The sequence below is a fragment of the Acinetobacter sp. NPDC052428 genome (assembly GCF_044547685.1).
Lineage (GTDB): Bacteria > Pseudomonadota > Gammaproteobacteria > Pseudomonadales > Moraxellaceae > Acinetobacter > Acinetobacter lwoffii_G.
In genome coordinates, this window is record NZ_JBIUAT010000024.1 from 14,111 (window position 1) to 36,112 (window position 22,002).

General features: G+C 43.5%; 22 protein-coding genes. 9 read left to right on the plus strand and 13 right to left on the minus strand.

Annotated elements, in window-relative coordinates:
* The first annotated feature begins 187 nt into the window (after positions 1-187).
* On the plus strand, positions 188-2,578 hold the full coding sequence (gene mrcB / locus ACIG3F_RS12015; RefSeq protein WP_396470135.1) for a penicillin-binding protein 1B: 2,391 nt from the start codon (positions 188-190) through the stop codon (positions 2,576-2,578).
* Between the two features lie 14 nt (positions 2,579-2,592).
* A complete protein-coding gene (locus ACIG3F_RS12020) occupies positions 2,593-3,138 on the plus strand; it encodes a hypothetical protein (protein ID WP_044113031.1) in 546 nt (181 codons plus the stop codon).
* A 58-nt stretch (positions 3,139-3,196) separates the two neighbouring features.
* Here the strand turns inward: ACIG3F_RS12020 and ACIG3F_RS12025 are convergent, their stop codons facing one another.
* Positions 3,197-4,096: an NUDIX domain-containing protein gene (locus tag ACIG3F_RS12025; RefSeq protein WP_396470136.1), complete on the minus strand. Its 900-nt coding sequence runs from the start codon at positions 4,094-4,096 to the stop codon at positions 3,197-3,199.
* Between the two features lie 138 nt (positions 4,097-4,234).
* Here ACIG3F_RS12025 and hemP point away from each other — a divergent pair, with 138 nt between their 5' ends.
* Positions 4,235-4,405, plus strand: a complete 171-nt coding sequence (hemP, locus tag ACIG3F_RS12030) for a hemin uptake protein HemP (protein WP_004645578.1) — start codon at positions 4,235-4,237, stop codon at positions 4,403-4,405.
* Positions 4,406-4,492: 87 nt separating this feature from the next.
* Here hemP and ACIG3F_RS12035 read toward each other — a convergent pair whose 3' ends face one another.
* The 4 genes from ACIG3F_RS12035 to ACIG3F_RS12050 all read right to left on the minus strand — a co-directional run bounded on the left by ACIG3F_RS12035 (position 4,493) and on the right by ACIG3F_RS12050 (position 8,837).
* Entirely contained in the window at positions 4,493-5,815 is a 1,323-nt protein-coding gene (locus tag ACIG3F_RS12035) for a sensor histidine kinase (protein WP_396470138.1), read from the minus strand.
* A gap of 4 nt (positions 5,816-5,819) precedes the next feature.
* The gene (locus ACIG3F_RS12040) at positions 5,820-6,485 is read right to left on the minus strand and encodes a response regulator transcription factor (RefSeq protein WP_396470139.1); all 666 of its coding nucleotides are present in this window, start codon (positions 6,483-6,485) and stop codon (positions 5,820-5,822) included.
* A 135-nt stretch (positions 6,486-6,620) separates the two neighbouring features.
* Positions 6,621-6,986 carry a NirD/YgiW/YdeI family stress tolerance protein gene (locus ACIG3F_RS12045; protein WP_005247446.1) on the minus strand — a complete coding sequence of 122 codons (366 nt, stop codon included), beginning with the start codon at positions 6,984-6,986 and terminating at the stop codon, positions 6,621-6,623.
* 93 nt (positions 6,987-7,079) lie between these two features.
* Positions 7,080-8,837 (minus strand): GspE/PulE family protein, encoded by a 1,758-nt coding sequence (locus ACIG3F_RS12050; protein WP_396470140.1) that lies wholly within the window; start codon positions 8,835-8,837, stop codon positions 7,080-7,082.
* Between the two features lie 209 nt (positions 8,838-9,046).
* On the opposite strand from ACIG3F_RS12050, the gene ACIG3F_RS12055 reads away from it, so the two are divergent.
* Both ACIG3F_RS12055 and ACIG3F_RS12060 read left to right on the plus strand, forming a co-directional pair.
* Positions 9,047-10,297, plus strand: coding sequence for an MgtC/SapB family protein (locus ACIG3F_RS12055; protein WP_396470141.1), 1,251 nt, complete (start codon positions 9,047-9,049; stop codon positions 10,295-10,297).
* A gap of 114 nt (positions 10,298-10,411) precedes the next feature.
* Entirely contained in the window at positions 10,412-11,281 is an 870-nt protein-coding gene (locus ACIG3F_RS12060) for an IS982 family transposase (RefSeq protein WP_278357340.1), read from the plus strand.
* 12 nt (positions 11,282-11,293) lie between these two features.
* On the opposite strand, the gene tsaA is transcribed toward ACIG3F_RS12060, so the two are convergent.
* Positions 11,294-11,998, minus strand: coding sequence for a tRNA (N6-threonylcarbamoyladenosine(37)-N6)-methyltransferase TrmO (gene tsaA, locus ACIG3F_RS12065; protein WP_396470154.1), 705 nt, complete (start codon positions 11,996-11,998; stop codon positions 11,294-11,296).
* A 105-nt stretch (positions 11,999-12,103) separates the two neighbouring features.
* Between tsaA and ACIG3F_RS12070 the strand changes: the two genes are divergently transcribed.
* On the plus strand, positions 12,104-12,883 hold the full coding sequence (locus tag ACIG3F_RS12070; protein ID WP_396470142.1) for a ferredoxin--NADP reductase: 780 nt from the start codon (positions 12,104-12,106) through the stop codon (positions 12,881-12,883).
* 64 nt (positions 12,884-12,947) lie between these two features.
* On the opposite strand, the gene ACIG3F_RS12075 is transcribed toward ACIG3F_RS12070, so the two are convergent.
* The 3 genes from ACIG3F_RS12075 to ACIG3F_RS12085 form a co-directional block, all read right to left on the minus strand.
* Positions 12,948-13,130, minus strand: coding sequence for a hypothetical protein (locus ACIG3F_RS12075; protein WP_396470143.1), 183 nt, complete (start codon positions 13,128-13,130; stop codon positions 12,948-12,950).
* 18 nt (positions 13,131-13,148) lie between these two features.
* Complete coding sequence (locus tag ACIG3F_RS12080) at positions 13,149-13,400, minus strand: hypothetical protein (RefSeq protein ID WP_396470144.1); 252 nt, start codon at positions 13,398-13,400, stop codon at positions 13,149-13,151.
* A gap of 171 nt (positions 13,401-13,571) precedes the next feature.
* Complete coding sequence (locus tag ACIG3F_RS12085; RefSeq protein WP_071851681.1) at positions 13,572-14,195, minus strand: cation transporter; 624 nt, start codon at positions 14,193-14,195, stop codon at positions 13,572-13,574.
* Between the two features lie 86 nt (positions 14,196-14,281).
* Between ACIG3F_RS12085 and ACIG3F_RS12090 the strand changes: the two genes are divergently transcribed.
* From ACIG3F_RS12090 to ACIG3F_RS12100, 3 genes are all read left to right on the plus strand, one after another.
* Complete coding sequence (locus ACIG3F_RS12090) at positions 14,282-14,692, plus strand: Cd(II)/Pb(II)-responsive transcriptional regulator (protein WP_129716479.1); 411 nt, start codon at positions 14,282-14,284, stop codon at positions 14,690-14,692.
* 133 nt (positions 14,693-14,825) lie between these two features.
* Complete coding sequence (gene yegQ / locus ACIG3F_RS12095) at positions 14,826-16,235, plus strand: tRNA 5-hydroxyuridine modification protein YegQ (protein WP_396470145.1); 1,410 nt, start codon at positions 14,826-14,828, stop codon at positions 16,233-16,235.
* Positions 16,236-16,237: 2 nt separating this feature from the next.
* A complete protein-coding gene (locus ACIG3F_RS12100; protein ID WP_396470146.1) occupies positions 16,238-16,492 on the plus strand; it encodes a YfhL family 4Fe-4S dicluster ferredoxin in 255 nt (84 codons plus the stop codon).
* Between the two features lie 249 nt (positions 16,493-16,741).
* Here ACIG3F_RS12100 and ahpF read toward each other — a convergent pair whose 3' ends face one another.
* The 4 genes from ahpF to ACIG3F_RS12120 all read right to left on the minus strand — a co-directional run bounded on the left by ahpF (position 16,742) and on the right by ACIG3F_RS12120 (position 21,794).
* Positions 16,742-18,307, minus strand: a complete 1,566-nt coding sequence (ahpF, locus tag ACIG3F_RS12105; RefSeq protein ID WP_396470147.1) for an alkyl hydroperoxide reductase subunit F — start codon at positions 18,305-18,307, stop codon at positions 16,742-16,744.
* Positions 18,308-18,897: 590 nt separating this feature from the next.
* The gene (locus ACIG3F_RS12110; protein ID WP_396470148.1) at positions 18,898-19,815 is read right to left on the minus strand and encodes a hypothetical protein; all 918 of its coding nucleotides are present in this window, start codon (positions 19,813-19,815) and stop codon (positions 18,898-18,900) included.
* 37 nt (positions 19,816-19,852) lie between these two features.
* Positions 19,853-20,986 (minus strand): toxic anion resistance protein, encoded by a 1,134-nt coding sequence (locus ACIG3F_RS12115; RefSeq protein WP_129716469.1) that lies wholly within the window; start codon positions 20,984-20,986, stop codon positions 19,853-19,855.
* Between the two features lie 16 nt (positions 20,987-21,002).
* On the minus strand, positions 21,003-21,794 hold the full coding sequence (locus ACIG3F_RS12120; RefSeq protein ID WP_004645592.1) for a hypothetical protein: 792 nt from the start codon (positions 21,792-21,794) through the stop codon (positions 21,003-21,005).
* Positions 21,795-22,002: the final 208 nt, after the last annotated feature.

The window sequence follows — 22,002 nt, forward strand, 5'->3', positions numbered from 1 at the left end:
TTAAGCTATACCTGGATGACAATTTATAACAGTGCTTCATAGGTAGGAAATTATTTGAAATATATTCGAATTAAGGAGAAATTGTGGGGTTTCATTTTAATTTTAAGCGCATTTCTTGATTAAATATTGCAAAATAATGAAAAGCTTCGCATGATTAGCACAATTTCACAGGATCTTATAAGTATTTATGAAATCTGAACGTGGCATGGGGTTTCTTGCCTTAATTTTTTCTATTATTGTCATTTCTATCTTTGTAGCATTTAGTATCTATTTGATTAGATTAGACAATATTGTACGCGACAAGTTTGAAGGTCAGCGCTGGGATATTCCGGCCAAGGTCTTCGCACGTCCGATGGAAGTGTACGTGAATGCCCCAGTCAGTCTGCAGGATTTCCAAAAAGAATTAAAATTACTCGGTTATAAAAATTCGGATAGTTATACCAAATCAGGCAGCTTTGTCACCACGGGTAATACCCTATATGTGCATACACGCGGCTTTGATTTTGGTGACCGGGTTGAACCGGAGCAAATATTAAAAGTCAGTTTCAGCGGTGAACAGATTGCAGAAGTCAGCGCGACCAAACCATCTTCAAGCGGTATTGCACGTCTAGAACCTTTATTAATAGGCGGGATTTATCCGCAGCATAACGAAGACCGTGTGCTGATCAAGCTAAATAAAGTGCCTAAGCCCTTGATCGAAGCGCTGATCGCGACTGAAGACCGTAAGTTCTATGAGCATCATGGGGTTTCACCGCGTGGTATTGCACGTGCCGTGGTCAGTAATATTACCGGTGGTAAACGTCAGGGCGGCTCAACCTTGACCCAGCAATTGGTTAAAAATTTCTATTTGACTCCTGAGCGTACCTTAAAACGTAAAGTGAATGAAGCCTTTATGGCGATGCTGATTGAATTGCATTATGACAAGAATGAAATTCTGGAAGCTTATCTGAATGAGGTAAATCTGGGTCAGAATGGTAACTACTCCATTAATGGTTATGGTCTGGCATCGCAGTTTTATTTTGGCCTGCCACTGCGTGAACTGAATATTTCACAGCAAGCATTTTTGGTGGGTTTAGTCCAAGGCCCGAGTCTATACAATCCATGGCGCAATCCTGAAAGTGCGAAAAAACGCCGTGATATCGTCCTGAATAATATGCTGGTGATGGGCTATCTGACTCAGGAACAATATGAAAAAGAAACCGCACGTCCGTTAAATGTCATTTCAAAACCGACTTTAGGCCCTGCCCGCTTCCCGGATTTTCTGGATATTGTACGTCGTCAATTACGCACAGATTATCAGGAAACCGATCTGACCAATCAGGGTCTGCGAATTTTCACCACTTTAGATCCTTTAGCCCAAACCAGAATTCAGGACAGCTTTAAAGAGACGGTGGCGCGTTTAAGTAAATCCAATCCGGGTCGCCTGAAAGATTTACAAGGTGCGGTATTGGTATCGCATCCGGAAAATGGTGAGCTGGTAGCCGCAGTAGGTTCTACTCAAGATTTTACCGGCTTTAACCGTGCAGTCGATGCCAAGCGTCAGGTTGGTTCCCTGTTAAAGCCTGTGATCTACCTGAGTGCCCTGGAATCGAACCGTTATCATTGGGCGAGCCCCATTGAAGACAGTGAAATCAGCATTAAGAGTGACGGCAAAACCTGGACACCGAAAAACTATAGTGGTCGTGGACATGGTGTCATTCCAATGTCACAAGCCTTATCGCAATCTTATAACCTGTCCACTGTGCGTTTAGCACAAGAATTTGGCCTGTCTACCTTTATTAATCATCTGAAAAAATTTGGTGTAACTTCAGATATTCCATCTTATCCGTCGATTTACTTAGGTGCGGTAGATATGTCCCCGATGGAAGTGATGAATATTTACGGCAACTTTGCTACAGGGGGCTTTAAATACCCAACCAAAGCGATTCGCTCTGTGGTGGATGCCAACGGCCGCTCTCTGGATCGTTATAGCCTGAGTGTGCAACCGACCATTGATCCGGCTTCTGCTTATGCTCTGAATTATGGCTTACAACAGGTCATGTCGAATGGTACAGGTCGTGCAGCCTATAACAGCTTACCACGTAGTCTGAATCTTGCCGGTAAATCCGGTACCACGAATGACAGCCGTGACTCATGGTTTGCCGGATACTCAGGTAATTATATGACCGTGGTTTGGCTCGGTCTGGATGACAACAAAGTCACTGGCTTGACCGGTTCTTCAGGTGCCCTGCCCGTGTGGACCAATGTCATGAAACAACTACGCCAAAAACCGGTGAATTTGCCACAGCCGAATGAAATCGAATGGCATTGGCTGGATCGTTATACCGGTCATTTATCGGCACAAGGCTGTGAAGGCGCCATGTATATCCCGATTTCGCGTCATGCCCTGCCAAATCAGGCGACTGCCTGCGGGATCTCGCATTATGCGACTGAACCTTATGATATTGATTCAGAACCTGCGCCATCTGATGCTGAACAGGATGATATGAGTCGCTACATACAAGAAAGTGAAACAGAAATAGAACGCGATCTTGAGAGCGAAACCCGTATTATCGCCAGTGGAAGTTATAGCCATTAATTGAGTCTATGTTTATGTTAAGAAAAATCCTCCCTGGTTTGCTCATCCTCAGTCTGGTGGGCTGCCAAAGTATATCTGAGCCAGAAAAGCCAGTTACCCCTGCCAAGCCTGCGGTGGAAAAACCTAAGGCAAAAACGCCAGATGGCGTAGTGATTACGCCTTATGACCGTCCTGACATCAAACGTCAGAAAATTGTCATTCCTGAACAGAAGCCGAAAAGCCAAAAGTTTGATGATGGACGTAATCTGCCGGCCTTCAAGAGTCTGATGCAGCAAACCCAGCAGGCCTATACCAAGCAGCAGTTTGCTCAAGCTGAAGCTTCTGCAACTCAGGCACAGCGACTGGCCCCTCAGGCACCGGAAACGTATTTATACCTGGGCATGATCGCCAACCGTAAAAATCAGCCAGCAAGCGCCGATGCTTTTGCCTTACGTGGCCTGAGTTATGCACAATCTAGTGCCATGAAAAAGCAGCTTTGGCAAGTACGCCTTAAATCTGCTCAGTTGCGGAAAAATGCCAAAGCGATTCAGCAAGCTCAACAGGCATTGAAAAAGCTTTAAGATAATTTTCCATAGAAACTGACTTAACAATAGAAAATTTATTTTCTAAATAAAGTGTTTAAATATAGCGAATGCCGGCAATGCCATAAGCATGCTGGCTTTTTGCATAATCGAGTTCTTCAGCTTTCATTCCGCCTAAAGCAAAAACCGGAATCTGTACCTGCTCTGCCATTTGCTTGAATTGTTCCCAGCCTAGCGCAGGTGTTTCTGGATGAGTCGCTGTCGCCAGTACCGGACTGAGTAAAGCCGCTTCACAGCCGATCTGTTCTGCATGCATTAAAGCGGTCAGGTCATGACAAGCTGCCAGATAACGATAGCCAGATTTAAGTTCGCCTTGTTTCAAGTCCATCAATTGAGTCTGTTTTAGATGAATCGTGCGAATCGTCTGCTGCTGCAATTCATTCAGTTGTGACCAAAGCTGCTGATTAATGATTAACTTGGAAAGTTGATCTACCGGATATTGCTGTAATTGCATGATCCGCTCAGGCGTCGCTTCCACGCGCCAATACAACATTTGATCTGTATCCAGACTTGATAAGATATCCAGATCTTCAGCAATCTTGATGCGCTGCGGCCATTGTAGCTTTTGAATCATTGACTGATTGGCTTTCGGAAAATTCAGCTGACTAAGTTCTTCCCGGCTGTACCAGCGCCAAGGCTGTTTAATTTCAGCCAATTGAGCAGGCTGTATTGAAGCATGGAAAATATGCAAATTGACGATGAGATCTTCATATTCATGGGAGATAAAATCAGAAGCATGCCAGCGTTCAATATCCACACCGACCTCTTCAATTACTTCACGGCGGCAGGCTTCGACTGGTAATTCGCCCTGTTCAACTTTTCCGCCTGGAAATTCATATTTATTGCCCTGATGCTGCTTGGCTTCACGCCAGCCGACTAGAACCTGATTTTGATAAAATAAAAGCGCAATTGCGACATGAATCGTAGCTTTAGTCATGATGTACAGAACCGTTAAAGTTTTACAGATTGTAAGCAAATTAGAGTTTTTTATAAATTGCTCAATATTTCGTTGACAGACCTATTCGATAATGATTATCATTTAAATCAATCCAAAACACACCACGGAGTCGACGGAATGAACGCCCCATTTAGCCTATTTACTCGTAACAATGATACTCACCATGCTTTGCCAATGCTGCACTCCAACAATCTGTTTGCACTGGGTCGTGAAATCCGGATCATGCATGCCGGAGAAGAATACCGTCTGCGTCTGACCCGCAACAACCGTCTTATTCTGACCAAATAATTAAATCAGTTCTAATAATAACAAACGTGGGAAGCAGCAGTATGAATCAGCGCATACTGCTTTTTAATCTTCTGATCATGAGATTTGCTATTCAAGCTTAAAACTCAATAACACTTTAAGTCCACCCAGATCCGACGGCGCATAATCAATTTTAGCTGCATGCAGTGCCATAATTTTCTGGCAAATAGACAGGCCTAAACCTGAACCCTGAGTTCGCGTACCCAAAGCCCGATAAAAACGTTCACCTAAACGTTCCAGTACATCATTAGCAATCCCCTCTCCTGAGTTTTCAATCAGTAACTGTATCTGATGCTGCTCAATAACCGTTCGGATCTCGACCTGTCCCTGTGGCGGCGTATAACGGATGGCATTGTCGACCAGATTTCGGATACAGCTAAAAATCAGCTCTGGATTTGCTTCAATCACAGCATCCTCAAGGTTTAGGTTCCAATGAATGTCTTTTTCTTCTGCAAAAGGCTGCAATGACTGCAAAGCCTCCTGAACCAGATTTTTAAGATTAATCGTTTGCGTTGGTAATTGTTCTGTGCGCTCCGGATCGAGTCGTGCCAGCAAGAGTAAATTTTCCAGTACCTGCGTACCACGATTGACATCATTTTGAATCAGCTGCAATGCCTGAGGGAGCTGTGCATCATCTTGATATTTACGTTTTAAAACCTGTAGACGCATTTGAATCGCAGACAGTGGCGAACGCAGCTCATGTGAAGCATCTGCAGTAAAACGCTGTTCAGCAGCCAGTGATTTCTCCAAACGGCCGAGCATGGCATTCAGCTGACGAATAATCGGTTGCAGTTCAGTGATTTCAGGATCAGGCGTTTTGATCGGGCTTAGATCCTGAGCAGTTTTGGAACCAATCGCCCGGGAAATCTTGTTTAATGGCCGTAACTGGCGTCTGATCGCAACACGCAAAATCAGCCATTGCACTAGCCATAAAATGAATAAGATACCGGCAAAGCCCAAGGTGGTTTGCCAGAGTTCATCGAAACGTACTGAAAGTGGCTGTACGATTTTGACCAGAAGGTCGTCATCTTCCGCAGTCAGGATGCGGATAAAATGACCATTTTCATAAGCAAACTGAAAGCCGTTGTTCTGTGCTTTTGGAATGGTATTAATTAATTCATCATCAATCGAAGTAGTCAGTACCTGCTGACCCAGCAACAAGGCATACTGGATATCAAACTGTTCACTGAGTTCATCCACCTGGGCGTCTTTGGCTTGGGTGACATCGCCAAGCAGCAACTCAGAAATCTGCTCCATTAATTCATCATGCAGCTGACTAGCCTGATAACTGGAAATTCCCAATAACAGCAGCCAGGCCAATATTCCAGCCAATATGGAACTGAACAGCGCGTGTTTGATCAACCGGGTTTGCAGGGAAATAGCAGCTGACATAGGTTTATGCCTCAGCCTTATGCATGCGATAGCCCAGACCGCGAATGGTCTTGATCATCTGGCTGCCAATTTTTTTACGCAGCTGATAGATAAACACTTCAATCGCATTACTTTCAATTTCATCACCCCAAGCATACAGCGATTCTTCCAGCTGTTCACGGGTGACAATATGTTCAGGCTGCTGCATCAGCTTATATAGAATTTGAAATTCTTTCGCAGTGAGATTGATCGCTTGACCCGCTTTGGTCAGGTTTTTGGCCTGAGTGTCCAGACTAAGATCCTGCCAGTGCAGGATATGATTCGGTGTTTGCTGCTTCAGCCTGAGCTGGGCACGTACCCGGGCGGAAAGTTCTTCCAAACTAAAGGGTTTCACCAGATAATCATTCGCGCCTAAATCCAGCCCCTCGACCCGATCATCAATACTGTCTTTGGCCGTAATAAAAATCACTGGTGTATCTTGCTGTTGGCTGCGCAAACTTTTCAGAATCTCGTCTCCAGTGGCATTCGGCAGGCCGCGGTCCAGCAGAATACAGTCATATTGATGTTGCTCAATCGCCAGGATCGCATGATCACCGCGCTCTACCCGATCAATCACATAACCATCCATTTCCAGCCAGGTCTGGATACTGTCTGCCTGAGACTGATCATCTTCTGCCAAAAGAATACGCATACTCTGCTCCGTTTGCTTCCTTGTTCTATCTTGCCCTGAAAAAGTTCCAGACTCAAAAAAACCACATGCTTTTTGGTAACTTGCATGTGGTTTTTTGTTGCCGTGTTCAGATTAAATTCAGCAAATCACGCGATATTAGAAACGAACCTGATCAACCTCAATTTCAACACGTTTTGCCGGTTTATAGTCAATGTCGATTTCACCTGTGATGATTACCGGTGTTTTGGCTGAAATCGGTTTGCCTTGCCAAAGTTCGTCATCAATCTCAACCGTAATGGTACCTGTACTGTCGCGGAACTGGTATTTTTCATCACCCACTGCTTTCACGACATAACCTTTGAGCTGAACCTTGCTATCATCTTTCATGGCCATCGCCTGTTTGACTGTAGTCGATTTAGCAAAAGCGGCCTGATTCACAGCCGTGTCACTACTTGCTATGGTAGCCGTCGCGATAGAACCCATCAATGCAGCTGCCAAAACCGTATTTATCATCATTTTCATCGCAGTTACCTCTTTAAAGTCTTGCCTTGTTTCGATGATGCTATTAAAACAGCCGAAGATGAATTGAATCTTAAGATTGCTTCATTTTCAAAATTAATTTAAGGGTACGACTCTCAGGACTTCTTCAAGCGTGGTCACACCTTCCAGAATCTTGCGTGCCCCGGCAATTCTTAAAGGTTCTACCCCTTCTTTTTTGGCCTGCTGTCGCAGCTGGTTCAGGTTGGCATCGGCACCAATCAGCTGTTTGGTGGTCAGACTCAGTGGCATAAACTCATAAATCCCGATACGGCCTTTATAACCGGTATGCCGGCATTCTTCACAGCCCACCGCTTTGAAGACAAATTCCGGCCGCGGCAGCGGATAATCCACAGCTAGATGTTGCCACTCCTGCTCGTTCAGGAAGCTTTCCTGTTTGCAGTGTGGACACAGCTGACGTACCAGACGCTGAGCCAGAACACCCAAGATGGTTGCTGCTGTCAAAAATGGCTGTACGCCCAGATCATGCAGACGGGTCAGACTCGACGGCGCATCATTGGTATGTAAAGTCGATAGAACCAGGTGACCAGTCAATGCTGCCTGAATCGCCATATTGGCAGTGTCCTGATCACGAATCTCACCCACCATGATGATGTCCGGATCCTGACGCATCAATGCGCGCACGCCATCAGCGAAGCCTAGATCAATGCCATTGTTGACCTGCATCTGGTTAAAGCTGGGTTCCAGCATCTCGATCGGGTCTTCAATGGTACAGACGTTGACCTGTTCCGTCGCCAGCTGCTTCAAGGTTGAATAAAGCGTAGTAGTTTTACCGGAACCAGTTGGCCCTGTGACTAGAATAATGCCATGACTATGACTGGTCAGATTGTTCCAGTCATTCAGCAAATGACCTTCAAACCCGAGTTGCTGAAAACTTCTGACCAGCACTTCCGGATCGAAAATACGCATCACCAGTTTTTCGCCGAATGCCGTTGGCAAGGTCGATAGACGGAGTTCGGTTTCCTGTCCTTTCGGTGTTCGGGTTTTCAGGCGGCTATCCTGTGGTTTACGTTTTTCCGCCACATTCATCCTGCCCAGAATCTTGATTCGGGAAATGACGGCGGTCAATGTATTGGCCGGCATGTTGTAAATCGTATGCAGCACCCCATCAATCCGGAAACGGATCTTACCGGTGTCTTTACGCGGTTCCATATGAATATCACTGGCGCCCTGCTCAAAGGCAAATTGCAGCACCCAGTCCACCAGTTTGACAATATGCTGGTCATTGGCATCCGGATTCTGGGAATCACCCAGTTGCAACAAGGCTTCGACGCCCTTATTTTCCCGGTCATAGGCAGAGGATTTCTGCGATCCACTGACTGCACGACTGACCTGATAATATTCAGTAATATAACGTTGTAACTGTTCCGGATTCAGTAATACCCGTTGTATTTTCTTCGGGGAAATATTCTGCTCGAGATTTGAGACCCATTCGGTTTTATAAGGCTGATCCGTAGCGATCAGAACTTTGTCTGCCTGAATTTCTACTGCCAAAATATGGTTGCGCAGTGCATATTCCTGCGACATGACATGGGTCAATGCCTGTACATCAGCTTTGAGCGGATCAATGATATAGAACATCAATCCGGTTTTTTCTGCTAGCCACTGACATAAACGGTTCAGGGTCAGCGTTGTTTGAGGATGAGATTGATCGACCAGATTAAAATTGGCAATCCACTGTAAAGGGTGCCATTTTAATTGTTCACGTTGCCGATGAGTGGTTTGTACCAGCATCCGGTCGCGTTCACTGATTTTACCGTCTTTAAAGAGTTGGTCTAGACACCATGCCGTATCAATTTCAAAGTCAAATTTCATTATTATCAGTCCCCAAACTTGCCTCCACTATAACAAGTTTTTACAGTTTTTCGCATGCTCCCCACCTGTTGAATGTACGTTTCTATTTCAATCTCAAAAAGAAAGTAAATAATGGATTTGATCGTTACTGCAACATTTTTAATCTATGCAAACTCTATCTCGTCGCATATATTTTTAAATAATCAACTCTTAGCTTGCTGAGGTCACAGATGGATTTGACTGCGGTTCCCCTGCATGCGCATTCTTTTCATGAACTGCTCACGATACTCACCTCGGCATTGGGCTGCGGCCTATTGATTGGGCTGGAGCGGGAACGGCATAAGCAACGTGAGCAGCAACCGAGTTTTGCCGGCTTACGTTCCTTTGCGATCTGTGCTTTATTGGGCGCACTGTGTTTCCTGTTTGGAATCGTGATTGCTGTAATAGGTGCTTTGATCGTGGGTGGCATGGTCATTTTATCCATAAAAAATCAGCCTGATGACCCAGGCATTACCACAGAGCTTGCATTTGTGATGACCTATTTTATTGGCGCCATGTGTTTATGGAATATTCCACTGGCAGCCGGTCTTTCTGTGCTCTTAACCGGTATTTTGATGGCCAAACATACCATGCACAATATTGCCGGAAAATGGATCAAAGAAGCCGAGTTCAGGGATGGACTGTTATTACTGGCCTTGATTTTGATTGGTTTACCGCTGACCCCTGACCGGCCTTTTTGGGGCGAAGTGCTTAACCCTTATCTTATTTTAAAATTACTGACCTTAATTTTAGTGGTACAAGCTCTGGCGCATATTGCAAAACGCTTTTTTTCGACTAAAAATGCCCTGATGCTGTCCTCCATCGCTTCCGGTTTTGTTTCCAGTACAGCCACCATCGCTCAGTTAGGTTTACAGGTCCGTAAAGGTGAAATGGATGCACGATCGAATGCCGGCGCTGCACTGATGTCCTGTATCTCGACCATTGTTTTATTATTGATAGTGGTTGGAGGTGTATCGTGGAGCTGGTTGAAACTCCTGCTCTTGCCATCTTTAGTTGCCGTAATCCTTCTGGCAGCATGTGCGTTTTTATTATTGCGCAAGGCAAAACCTGCTCCGAGCATGGAATCATCAGACAGCCAGATGTTCAGCTTAAAAGAAGCCGTGATTATTGCAGTGACTTTAACACTCATTCAGGCTGGAGTTTACGGACTGGAGGTCTGGCTCGGGGATGCCGGCTTACTGGCCGGGACCTTGCTTGCCTCTCTGTTCGAAATTCATGCCGCGATGGCCAGTGTCGTCGTTCAAGGCGATCCTTCCAATATGCGTCTGATCTATGCCCTGCTTTTAGGTCTGGGTGCTCATGCCTTAGCCAAGTCAGCCAATGCCGCTTTGACCGGTGGCTGGAAGTTTGTCCTTTATTTTGCGCCTGTGCAGATTTTGCATATGGCAGTGTTGATTGGGGTTTTGTGGTGGAACCTATAATCTAGGAAGGAATATGCTAGATAACCCGAATCGTGGATAAGAAATTGACTTGAAAAATAAGAGGACTAGAGCCATCAGTTGAGTTACCACACCAAACTCACAACTCTAGTCCTGATGTTCAATAGTACCGAATTATTCTGCGTAATTGATGATTTTTTTCTTAAATTTGAATCAACTTATTGGGAGTTTCTCAAACAAAACCGTGGTTCCTTAAGAATCAGAACTGCTCAACTTACAATTTCAGAAATCTGCTTTATTGCCATTTGGTACAAATGCTCTCATTTCAATAATTTCAAAGCCTTTTTCACCTGGTTAAAAGAAGATAAAAGCCATTTATTTAAGTACTTGCCTTGCTATCAAAGGATGATTCATCTGATCAATATGCATGAATTAGCTCTACACGCTTTACATGTGGCACTGATGAAAGGCCAAGATACACAATATTTATGGATTGATTCAACAACTCTGCCAGTTTGTAAAAATCAACGTATTCAGCGTCATAAATCATTAGTCCAAATTGCATCACGTGGTAGAAGCTCAATGGGCTGGTTTTATGGCTGTAAATTACATATTGCGATGAATCAATTTGGTGAAATTGCCTGTTCTGCTTTATCGAATGGACATGTTGCTGACATAAAAATGGTTGAGCATTTGGTTGAAGGCTTAAAAGCAAAGCTCTATGCAGATCGAGGTTACATCAGCCAAGAATTAAAAATTAGATTAAAAGATCAAGGTATTGATTTAATTACTTATCATAGGAAGAATATGCAGGCTATTCAACTCTGTACATCAGATGAATATCACCTAAGACAACGCAATAAGATAGAAACATTATTCAGTTTATTGAAGGGGCAATACAATTTAGTAACGAGTAAAGCACGTAGTCTTCATGGATTTCTGAGTGGAATTTATGCTTCGCTATGTGCATATCAACTCACTCATCAAAATAAGCCAAAAATTCAAATTATGAAATCATTGGCTTAAACAGGATTCGGGTTAGATAGCAACAATTAGCACTTGCTGAGCATGAATTTTGAAATGGATATCAACGTTTGCAAACTTCATCCCATATACCCGTTCTTCATCTTCCTGATATGCAGGTCTTGGATCTAGAGATAAGACAGCTTCCAGTTCCTGAATAGTCTGCACAGAAATTTTTCCATTTCCTAGTAATTGTTGCTTTTGCTGCTCCGCTTCATCGCTCCAAATGACGGTTTTACGTGATGGTTCATCCTGTGCATAACCGCTTTGTGCTTCAACAATGGCATCCGAATATTGAATATAAGGTTTGATATCGACAATTGGTGTGCCATCGAGCAAGTCACTCCCTGTCACATACACCCGAACATGCTTGCCCACCTTTCTCACTTCCTTGAGTTTGACCACAGATAAACCTATCGGTGATGGACGATACATGCTGCGTGTCGCAAACACGCCTATTTTCTTGTTACCGCCCAAACGCGGCGGACGCACTTGTGGACGAAACTGGCTGTTGTGCTGGTTTTTATTGTCATGAAATTGCCAGACCAGCCAAAGATGACTAAATTCTTCAATCCCCTCAAAGGCGAGCAGATCATTATAGGGCCCGACCATTTCGATATAACTTTCGACCTGAACCAGATTCGGCTGACGAGGAATACCAAATTTTTCTTTATAGGGAGAACGCATATAACCAATAATCGGTAGCGTCAGTTCAGTCATCATCACTTTTTTTGATAAGCTCAATTAAATATATTCAGTTTATCGAGAATGAATTTAGATTAGAATAGCAAGCTGTTCTAATTTGATAATTTATTGAGACCTTTAATGGCTGCTTTTAACGTCGAAAAGATTACTCACGTCCACCACTGGAATGATACTTTATTCTCTTTTAAAACGACTCGTGACACTGCTTTGCGTTTTAAAAACGGTCAGTTTGTAATGATCGGCCTTGAAGTCAATGGCAAGCCGTTAATGCGCGCATATTCAATTGCAAGCGCCAACTACGAAGAAGAGTTAGAGTTTTTCTCAATTAAAGTGCCTGATGGTCCACTAACTTCGATTTTGCAGAAAGTCAAAGTCGGCGATGACATTTTAGTTTCTAAAAAGCCGACAGGTACATTGGTACTAGATGACTTAAACCCTGGTAAAAATCTTTACCTTCTTTCTTCTGGTACAGGTCTTGCACCGTTCCTGTCGACTATTCGCGATCCTGAAACTTATGAGCGTTTTGAAAAAATCATCGTAGTTCACGGTACCCGTTTCATTTCAGAACTGGCTTATCAAGATTTGATCCTGAATGAAGTGCCAAATCATGAATTCTTCTCTGAACTCGGCGCGAAAGAAAAATTGGTATATTACCCAACCGTAACCCGTGAAGAATATCCAAACCAAGGTCGTGTAACGACTGCGATTGAAACCGGTGAACTGTTTGAAAAAATTGGTCTGCCACGTTTCAACCCGGAAACTGACCGTGCCATGTTATGTGGTAGCCCGGCATTCCTAGATGACGTTGCTGCGCTTCTTGATCAACACGGTCTGAAAGAATCTACGAAAATGGGCGTTCTAGGCGATTACGTGATTGAACGTGCATTCGTAGAAAAATAAGATTTGCTAAAACTAAAAAACCGGACTTTTAAGTCCGGTTTTTATTGGAACAATCACTAAAAAATTAACGATCGCGACCTTCTTGGTTTGCAGAACCTGAACAGCCTGCGCCACCTGCAATGATGAAACCCGTTTGCGCTTTACATGAACCAATCATACGGCCATGAGAGTCATATGTAGTGACGGTCGAAGCACAACCGGTCAATACAACAGTCGCGACGAATGCAATAAGTGCTGATAATTTCATGATATTCCCCTTTATTATTTACGGTTTTAAATTAATCTGATTTTGGCTTGGTGGCGTTGGTAATAAGCCCGTAGCAGCATCCGGCGTATTGTAATTCACACCCAAGGCATCGCCTGAACCACTACAATGTGCACTTGCGGTCGAAAGTAGGCCACGCGTCGCCATACATGAACCGATGATTTTTCCTGTTGCATCATAGGTCACGACTTTGGAACTACAAGCGGCTAGCCCTGATATTGCCAATATTGAAAAAATTTTAATTAAAATCACACTAACCCTCGCACGATGCAAAAACCTAAATTATTAAAATTTATGTATATTTTCTGAATTTCGCCAGAGATTCTAATTTAATTTGTTTATTTGTAAAGCTTTATTTTTCACATATTATAAAAATGGAAACAAATAAAAAGCTGCCCTGTAGGACAGCTTTAAATATAAAAATTAGCTGGATTTATGTTTAAGTGATCTTTCTTCCAGGGACTGTTTAATCACTTGATAACCTGATGTAATGCCGAGTGTAGCGATAATTACAGCCACAATAATATCTGGCCAAAGACTGCCTGTACCAAATACGCCTACGGCTGCCAAAATGACCGCAAAGTTGCCAATTGCATCATTACGGCTACAGAGCCAGACCGACCGCATATTGGAATCACCCTCACGAAAAGCATAAAGAATTGCTGCTGTAAATACATTCGCCACCAAGGCTAGGACGCCAATCAGGCCCATTGTCAATGCTTCAGGTGGAATGCCTTGCAGATAGGCGTAAATCACTTTGCCAATCACTACTAGACCAAACAACGCCATGGTCATTCCCTTCACCAAAGCGACTGTTGCCCGCCAATAGAGGCTCGCCCCGAGTACAGCCAAAGAAATTCCGTAATTGACCGCATCTCCAAAGAAATCTAGCGCGTCTGCCCATAAGGCCGATGAATGTGCATAAGCACCACCGATCAGCTCCACTACAAATAAAGTGAAGTTTACCAGCAAGGCAATCCATAGCGCTGTTCTAAATTTGCTGTTGGGCTTGATGGGTGCCGGTTCAGGACTACAACTACAGGCCATATCATTCCCCCGATGATTTTTTATCTAAAATACGATAAATTGATTAGAAACTATGGACTAACTCCAAGGTCAAGCATGAGGGCGATATGTCAGTTTATTTGATTTCAGAAATGGCCAAAAAGACTGGTCTAAGCACTGATACCCTACGTTTTTATGAGAAAAAAGGCTTTATTCAGCCGAATTTTCGAGCAAGTAATCAGTATCGTTATTATGGTGAAGACGCCTTAAAAAGACTGCTTTTTATCAAGCGTTGTCGCGCCTTGGACATGTCATTAAAAGAGATAGAAACCCTGATTCAACTTGAACAAAATCCAGAGCAGGAGTGCTGTGCCGTCAACCAGCTGATTGATCAGCATCTTTTGGATATTTCAAATAAAATTAAAGAATTACAGATATTTGAACGGCAACTGATCACACTGAGAGAAAGTTGCAATACCCCAACCACCATTGATCATTGCCAGATTTTAAAAACGCTTGAAAACCCTGAAAATGACTGAATATTGAAGATATTTTATGGAGGATTCTTTACTTAAAAAAGAACCTTGTTTTACCTCCAAATCGCGTATTTCCGAGTGATTTACTAGGTTGAATCCAAATTCCAGATGATTAGAATAAAGCCGTACTTTTTATATGTCTTTCGATTTGATCATGAGCATTACCACCGTTACCGAACTTCTCTCACCTGCTGGCTCACTCAAAAATATGCGCTACGCTTTTGCTTATGGTGCAGATGCAGTTTATGCCGGTCAGCCGCGCTATAGCCTGCGGGTTCGTAATAATGAATTTGATCATGACAATTTGGCCATTGGCATCAAAGAAGCACACGAACTAGGCAAAAAATTCTATGTGGTGGTCAATATCCAGCCGCATAACTCCAAGCTGAAAAATTTTATTCGTGACTTGGAACCTGTGGTCGCGATGCAGCCGGATGCGCTGATCATGTCCGATCCAGGTCTGATCATGCTGGTGCGTGAACATTTTCCACAGATGGACATTCACCTGTCGGTTCAGGCTAATGCTGTAAACTGGGCAACCGTGAAGTTCTGGAAAAACATGGGGCTGACCCGTGTGATTCTGTCACGTGAACTGTCGATTGAAGAAATTGCAGAAATCAAACAGCAAGTGCCTGATATGGAGATTGAAGTCTTCGTTCATGGTGCGTTATGCATGGCCTACTCTGGCCGTTGCATGCTATCCGGTTATATGAACAAGCGCGATGCCAATCAGGGTGCCTGCACCAATGCCTGCCGCTGGGAATATAAAGTTCTGGATGCCAAGGAAGATGAAACCGGTGATGTCATTCCAGTAAAAAATCTGGATTCAGGCTGCTGCTCAAAAGATGCTGATGAACGACACATGCAAGAGCAACATCAGTTTGATGAGCCTGTGTTATTGCAGCGGAATGATGAAGATATGTTTGCTGCTGAAGAAGACGAACACGGTACTTATTTTATGAATTCCAAAGATCTGCGCGCGGTTCAGCATGTAGAGCGACTAACCAAAGTAGGCGTACATTCACTGAAGATTGAAGGCCGTACCAAGTCTTATTTCTATTGCGCCCGTACTGCTCAAATTTACCGTAAAGCAATTGATGATGCCCTTGCTGGCAAGCCGTTTGATCCATCCTTGATGACCCAGCTTGAAGGTCTGGCGAATCGTGGTTATACCGAAGGTTTCCTGCGCCGCCATGTACATAGTGAATATCAAAATTATGAACATGGTTCTTCCAGTTTTGATCATCAAATTTTCTGCGGTGAGGTGCTGGAACGTAATGGCGATTACATCAAGATTGATGTGAAAAATCGCTTTGTGGTGGGTGACTCACTCGAACTGATGACGACTAAAGGAAATATCATCTTTACTTTAACCGAAATGAAAGACAAAAAAGGTAATCTGATTGAAGACGCCAAAGGTTCAGGTCATATCGTCGAGATTCCGGTTCCGGCAGATGTCGATATGCAATATGCCCTGCTGATTCGTAATCTGCCAAGCTCGACTGCGGATATTTCGGCATCTTCACTGGCTTATCAGGCGAGTTAAATATGGCATTGCTGATTACCGACAAATGCATCAATTGCGATATGTGTTTACCGGAATGCCCAAATGACGCGATTTATGAAGGTGCAAAAATCTATGAAATTGATGTGAACCGGTGTACGGAATGCGTCGGTTTTTATGAGCATCAGACCTGTGTGGATGTCTGTCCGATTGAATGCATTGTTCCACATCCGGAGTATCGGGAAACACAAGAACAATTACTGGAAAAATTTAAGGGTTTGAATTTATTTAAATCTTAAAAAATGAAGTGATGGAATAAATATTGCTTTATGTAAAGACAACCTTGGGGAAAGTATAAAAATAAGGGTTGAAAACAAAAAGTGAGAGACAAAGAACAGCTGAAAGTGCGTGGGGACACTTTTGGCTGATCCAATAATAAATATAAAAAAAGGAACTCGGGTGTTAGCGCCCTGAGCTCCTATAAAGCGATAATAATGTATTTATAAGATATAGCACCAAGGTTTTGGGGAACCTCGGTGCTATTTTTTTTACTGCCCTGAACGGATAATGTAATCAAATGCAGACAGTGATGCCTTGGCACCTTCACCAGTCGCGATGATGATCTGCTTGTACGGCACTGTGGTACAGTCACCTGCTGCAAATACCCCTTTGACATTGGTTTCGTTGCGGTCGTTAATCACAATCTCGCCACGGTTGGTTAGCTCAACAGCTGTTTCTTTCAGGAAATCGGTGTTAGGCAACAAACCGATCTGCACGAAGATCCCGGCAAGTTCAACTGTGTGCTCTTCATCTGTGGCACGGTCTTTGTACTTCAGACCGGTCACCTGTGAACCATCACCCAGCACTTCGGTAGAGAGTGCATTTTTGATCACCGTGGTGTTCGGCAAGCTGTTGAGCTTGTCCTGCAATACCTGATCCGCACGCAGCTTGGTATCGAACTCCACCAGGGTGACGTGTTCCACAATACCTGCCAGGTCAATTGCTGCTTCGACACCCGAGTTACCACCACCGATCACTGCAACACGTTTGCCTTTGAACAGAGGACCATCACAGTGCGGGCAATATGCCACACCACGGGTTTTGTATTCCTGCTCACCTGGTACATTCATCTCTCTCCAGCGTGCACCGGTCGAAAGAATCACGGTTTTTGATTCCAGTTTGGCACCATTCTCTAAGGTCACTTCCACCAGACCATTGGCCGTTTCATCCGCACCTTTGATATCAGACACGCGTTGCAGGTTCATGATGTCGACACCGTATTCACGCACGTGGGCTTCCATTTCAGCGGCAAACTTCGGACCTTGCGTTTTCTGTACAGACGTGAAGTTTTCAATATCCATGGTATCCATGACCTGACCGCCCATACGTTCAGCCACGATCCCAGTTTTAATACCTTTACGTGCTGCATAGATTGCAGAAGTATTCCCTGCAGGGCCGCCACCAATCACCAGGACATCAAAGGCTTCTTTGGCATTCAGCTTTTCAGCATCTTTGGCAGCGGCATTGCTATCCAGTTTGGCAATGATTTCTTCCAGTGTCATACGACCCTGACCGATATGCTGGTTGTCCTGGAATACCATCGGAACCGCCATGATCTTGCGTTCTTCTACTTCGTCCTGGAAGAAAGCCCCATCAATCATGGTGGCTGTGGTGCCCGGGTTATAGATGGCAATCAGGTTGAGTGCCTGAACTACATCCGGACAGTTATGGCAGCTTAAGGATACAAATACATCGAAATTAGATTGAACACCTAGGCTCTTAATATTCGCCAGTACTTCATCCGAGACTTTCGGTGCATAACCTGAAGTTTGCAGCAATGCCAGAATCAGCGAGGTAAACTCATGACCCATTGGCAAGCCTGCAAAGAACACCCGCGGTTCTTCACCAGCTTTTGCAATCCCGAAACTTGGCGCACGTGCATTGGTCCCGTCAAAGCGTGCAGTCACCTGATCAGACAGTGCAGCCACTTCGGCAACCAGTTCCTGGATTTTGGCTGATTTGTCAGAGCCATCCAAAGTCGCCGCCAGTTCAATCGGGCCTTCCAGGCGTTCTAATAGAGTTTTAAGTTGAGCTGAAGTATTTTGGTCTAACATTGCTAACGTCTCCAAAGGAGTAAATGTTTATTTGATAACAGGATATTAAATGAATTAAACAAATAGGTAAAACAGTTTGTTTTTATTTTATTGATCGATATTTTAGATTATTAATCCAATCATAGATTTTATGCTGCTTCATATTAGTTTTGGGGCTGTGCTGATTAAATTGAATAATTTGACTTAAAAATAATACTTAGCTTCCTTAAAAAGGATGTTCTTTTATTCTCGTAATACCAGTCAGTTAAGGAATTGAGAAATAAACTTCGTAATTACCATTAGTGAATAACAGCGTTTAGCCATTTTAAATTAAACGTTTGTAGTCTATATGCTACTTTTGTTTCAGCAGAATGAGAAGCAGAGCTTCGCAAGGAAATCATCTTGCGGAGCAATGCTCCTCACCACAAAACTCGTTCACTACCGTTCATTATTTTGATTTATCGCAGAAACAATTATTTTCTAATCAAGTCCTGCCTCAGACAGTTGTGGATGACGTTTCGGCGTATTCCCTATCATCATGAATAAAAATAATAAAGATCAGACAATTTCTTATCTAACCTTATTACCCTATTCAGGAGCATTTTGGGAAATTAATGAATCCGCTGTTCGATACGAAGTGATCGACCCTTGATTGAGTTGGCCAAGAAAAATAAGATTAAGCTGAGTAGCGCCGATAAAATAGCAACACCAATAATAACCAGATTCGTGATCTGATTTAACTGATCCGCCTGTTGTACCTGTGTATTTACACTCTTGGCCACTGGGGTCATGGCTTGACCATAAACCTGTTGCTGCATGGTCCAGATTTGTTCAGGCTTGAAACCATAGTGTTCAAATTTAAGATCCTGTTTTTCTGCTTCAACCAGGTTTAAAACATAAGGTTTTGCGGCAGATAAATCCTGCGGCTTATGCAGCAATGCCGTTTGCGCCAGTAAATAAGATTTCACCGGTGCTGCAATCTCTGAATCAGCCAGATAACGGGCGATTTCACTGTCATTAATATTGCTGTCGTAATACACCACTTGCTGATAAGCATCATCTCGATCATTACGTAGATCATGCTGCAAGTAAGTCAATCCTGACCAGATCACGATAAAAGCAATCAGCCAAGCGACAAATTTCAGCACAAAAGACTGAAAGCGTACATAAAAGAAACGCAACTTTTTCAGTAAGCCAATCACAAAAAATGCGCCGATAAAAGAGGCAAAAATTTTAATAATCAGCCAGCCAAACCAGCTCAGCAAACTAAAAAAATAATCCGGACTATCACCAATGCTGGCCAGTGTGGCATCTACACTGACCGGTAAATGCAATTGCTGTACTTGGGTACTCAGGCCAAAAAAGCCATAGACCAGTTCCTGCTGGAAAAATAGGCTGATCAATGAGGCTATAAATATGGTAGAAGTAGTCAAACCCAATAGCATCAAATTGCGTTGACGTTTCTTGAGTGCAACTACCCCCTGCTTGATGTCCTGAGGCTTAACGGCATATTCATCTAAGGGCGGCAATCTCTACTCCTTTTTTCAGATCTTGGCCCTACCTGATTTAGTTGGGCTTGGATCCACTGGTACTTGATTCAATCACCAAATGATTCAGATTATCCTGCAAAGCTTTCAAACGCACGGTTGCTTCTGTGCGTTTTTGTACACCTTCTTTCTGGATCTGAATCACATCGTTTACAGTTTTAATGAGGGTGTTTTGCACATGTTCAAGCGTTTCTATGTCAATCACCGAACGCTGGTTGGCTTTAGCGGTATCGACCGAGTTCTGATGTAACAGGTCAGCATTACGGCGCAGCAGCTCATTGGTGGCATCATCAATGGTATTGGCCAGCTGTACACTGTTCTTCTGTTCGCTTAACGAAATCGCCAGACTGATCTGGTTTTTCCACGCTGGTAAAGTAATGTTTTTGATCGCATAGAACTTGTCGACCAGCATCAGGTTATTCGACTGAATAATCCGGATCATTGGCAAGGTCTGCATGGCAGATTGCTGCAGGACCTGTAAATCACTGACACGTTTTTCCAGATTATTGGCCAGATGGTTCAGGTCATAAATTTTCTGGGTGGTACTCTGATCTTGCGGCAAGGCAGTTAAAGCGGAAATTTCCTGCTGCAGCTCCTGTTCGCGTAAACGGCCTGCAGCGATATGCACCCCGAGCTGTTTATATTCATCCTGCACCCCGTCAAACATTTTATCCAGGGTATCAACACGTGCTTTCAAACCGGATTGCGAGGTTTCAATCTCTTTCACCAGCACATCTAGCTGCTCTTTAGTAGTATTGAAATGTGCATCAAAGTTATCTTTCGCACCTTTGAATTTGCTGATGATATTGCCAAAAAAACCCGAGCTTTTCTTTTTATTGAGAATACTGCTGGTATTCAGCTGCTGAGCCACCTGTACCACCTGATTCAGCTTCTGTCCTGTCGCATCCAGATCTCTATTTTGTACCAGATTCAGTAATTCATCGGTATAGGTCGAAGTTTTGGTCGCAATATTTTTGCCATATTCAGCCACACTGTTATGACTCATGTTCTGCAACTCTTTACGTGCAGCCAGCACCTCCTGAAAGTCAGCAGGCTGCAAGCCCAGTTCTTTCAGGTCCATTTGCTGGAATTTTTGTTCGACCAGTTCATTCGAGCTTTCAACAGGTAAATTTACTAAATCAGACTTGGTCATAGTTCACCTTATATTGTTATGTTTTCGAGGGTTTCTCGAGGGATTTTTTTAACGTTTTAATCAGACTCTCACGGCTATTATCAAGTTTTTCCAGATCACTTGTCGAGTGTTTCGTCTGGCTTTGTTTGACATGATATTGCCAAGCCGGAATCAAGACCTGCTGCGCTTCCTTAAAGCGATCCAGCAAACTAAAGGAAAGCTGCTGCGAAAGCTGCATCTGGGTAATGGCAATGTCATTACTGCTTTGCAAAGTACGTAGGGTGTTGATTTTTTTAGAGAGGCGTTCTGAAAAATTATCCAGTGGATGCTGGTTTTTGACGAATAGCGGATATTCAGATAAAAACTCATCTGCTGCGACAATGTGCTTGGCCATCTGTTCGCGCAAACCCAAAAGCTGCTGAAAACGTGACTGCGATTTCTGGATTTCAATCTGTAATTTACGGCTTAAATGATCGGCTTGGTCCAGTAAACGGTCCAGCCGTTGATAATATTCCACCTGACTTGAGCCATAATCCAGATCAATACCCAACCATTTCTGTAGAGCATTAAATTTACGTTTTTTCAGATATTTTTTAGATTCCGCCAAGGCATGAATCAATTGCTCAATGGTCTGGCTTAACTGTTGGGTCAAGTGCGGATCTACACCATTCAATAGAACGGACTGTGCCTGAATCAGAGCATCTGCATAATGATTCAGCCCATATTGATTATCCAGTACAGGCACAAGCTCATTACGCTTAATCGCCAGAATTTCCTCTCGATCAAGCATCATGTCAGTCAAGGCAGGTAGAGCTTCAAAGCGCGACATGGTTGAGGCGATATCCTTTAAAAAAGTGAAACAAAGAAGTCTAGAACATCTTCGAATGTAGCAAAAAAACAGGCCGCGTTGTGTATATTTATCCAGAAATTCGTTACATCACTTTAACTAAATCCATGTTTTATCTTTATTTTAATTATGATTTTGGCAAGACAATCCAATTACAGAGATAAATGACTACGTAGCATTTTGAGAATTA

Bases quoted from the DNA above. Each gene is read 5' to 3' on its own strand.
- ACIG3F_RS12060 (WP_278357340.1), top strand. From the start codon at position 10,412: ATGTTCAATAGTACCGAATTATTCTGCGTAATTGATGATTTTTTTCTT.
- ACIG3F_RS12090 (WP_129716479.1), top strand. From the start codon at position 14,282: ATGTCAGTTTATTTGATTTCAGAAATGGCCAAAAAGACTGGTCTAAGC.
- ACIG3F_RS12050 (WP_396470140.1), bottom strand. From the start codon at position 8,837: ATGAAATTTGACTTTGAAATTGATACGGCATGGTGTCTAGACCAACTC.
- tsaA (WP_396470154.1), bottom strand. From the start codon at position 11,998: ATGACTGAACTGACGCTACCGATTATTGGTTATATGCGTTCTCCCTAT.
- ahpF (WP_396470147.1), bottom strand. From the start codon at position 18,307: ATGTTAGACCAAAATACTTCAGCTCAACTTAAAACTCTATTAGAACGC.
- ACIG3F_RS12045 (WP_005247446.1), bottom strand. From the start codon at position 6,986: ATGAAAATGATGATAAATACGGTTTTGGCAGCTGCATTGATGGGTTCT.
- mrcB (WP_396470135.1), top strand. From the start codon at position 188: ATGAAATCTGAACGTGGCATGGGGTTTCTTGCCTTAATTTTTTCTATT.
- yegQ (WP_396470145.1), top strand. From the start codon at position 14,826: ATGTCTTTCGATTTGATCATGAGCATTACCACCGTTACCGAACTTCTC.
- ACIG3F_RS12085 (WP_071851681.1), bottom strand. From the start codon at position 14,195: ATGGCCTGTAGTTGTAGTCCTGAACCGGCACCCATCAAGCCCAACAGC.
- ACIG3F_RS12055 (WP_396470141.1), top strand. From the start codon at position 9,047: ATGGATTTGACTGCGGTTCCCCTGCATGCGCATTCTTTTCATGAACTG.
- ACIG3F_RS12075 (WP_396470143.1), bottom strand. From the start codon at position 13,130: ATGAAATTATCAGCACTTATTGCATTCGTCGCGACTGTTGTATTGACC.
- ACIG3F_RS12115 (WP_129716469.1), bottom strand. From the start codon at position 20,986: ATGACCAAGTCTGATTTAGTAAATTTACCTGTTGAAAGCTCGAATGAA.
- ACIG3F_RS12100 (WP_396470146.1), top strand. From the start codon at position 16,238: ATGGCATTGCTGATTACCGACAAATGCATCAATTGCGATATGTGTTTA.
- hemP (WP_004645578.1), top strand. From the start codon at position 4,235: ATGAACGCCCCATTTAGCCTATTTACTCGTAACAATGATACTCACCAT.
- ACIG3F_RS12025 (WP_396470136.1), bottom strand. From the start codon at position 4,096: ATGACTAAAGCTACGATTCATGTCGCAATTGCGCTTTTATTTTATCAA.
- ACIG3F_RS12035 (WP_396470138.1), bottom strand. From the start codon at position 5,815: ATGTCAGCTGCTATTTCCCTGCAAACCCGGTTGATCAAACACGCGCTG.
- ACIG3F_RS12120 (WP_004645592.1), bottom strand. From the start codon at position 21,794: ATGTCGCGCTTTGAAGCTCTACCTGCCTTGACTGACATGATGCTTGAT.
- ACIG3F_RS12040 (WP_396470139.1), bottom strand. From the start codon at position 6,485: ATGCGTATTCTTTTGGCAGAAGATGATCAGTCTCAGGCAGACAGTATC.
- ACIG3F_RS12020 (WP_044113031.1), top strand. From the start codon at position 2,593: ATGTTAAGAAAAATCCTCCCTGGTTTGCTCATCCTCAGTCTGGTGGGC.
- ACIG3F_RS12070 (WP_396470142.1), top strand. From the start codon at position 12,104: ATGGCTGCTTTTAACGTCGAAAAGATTACTCACGTCCACCACTGGAAT.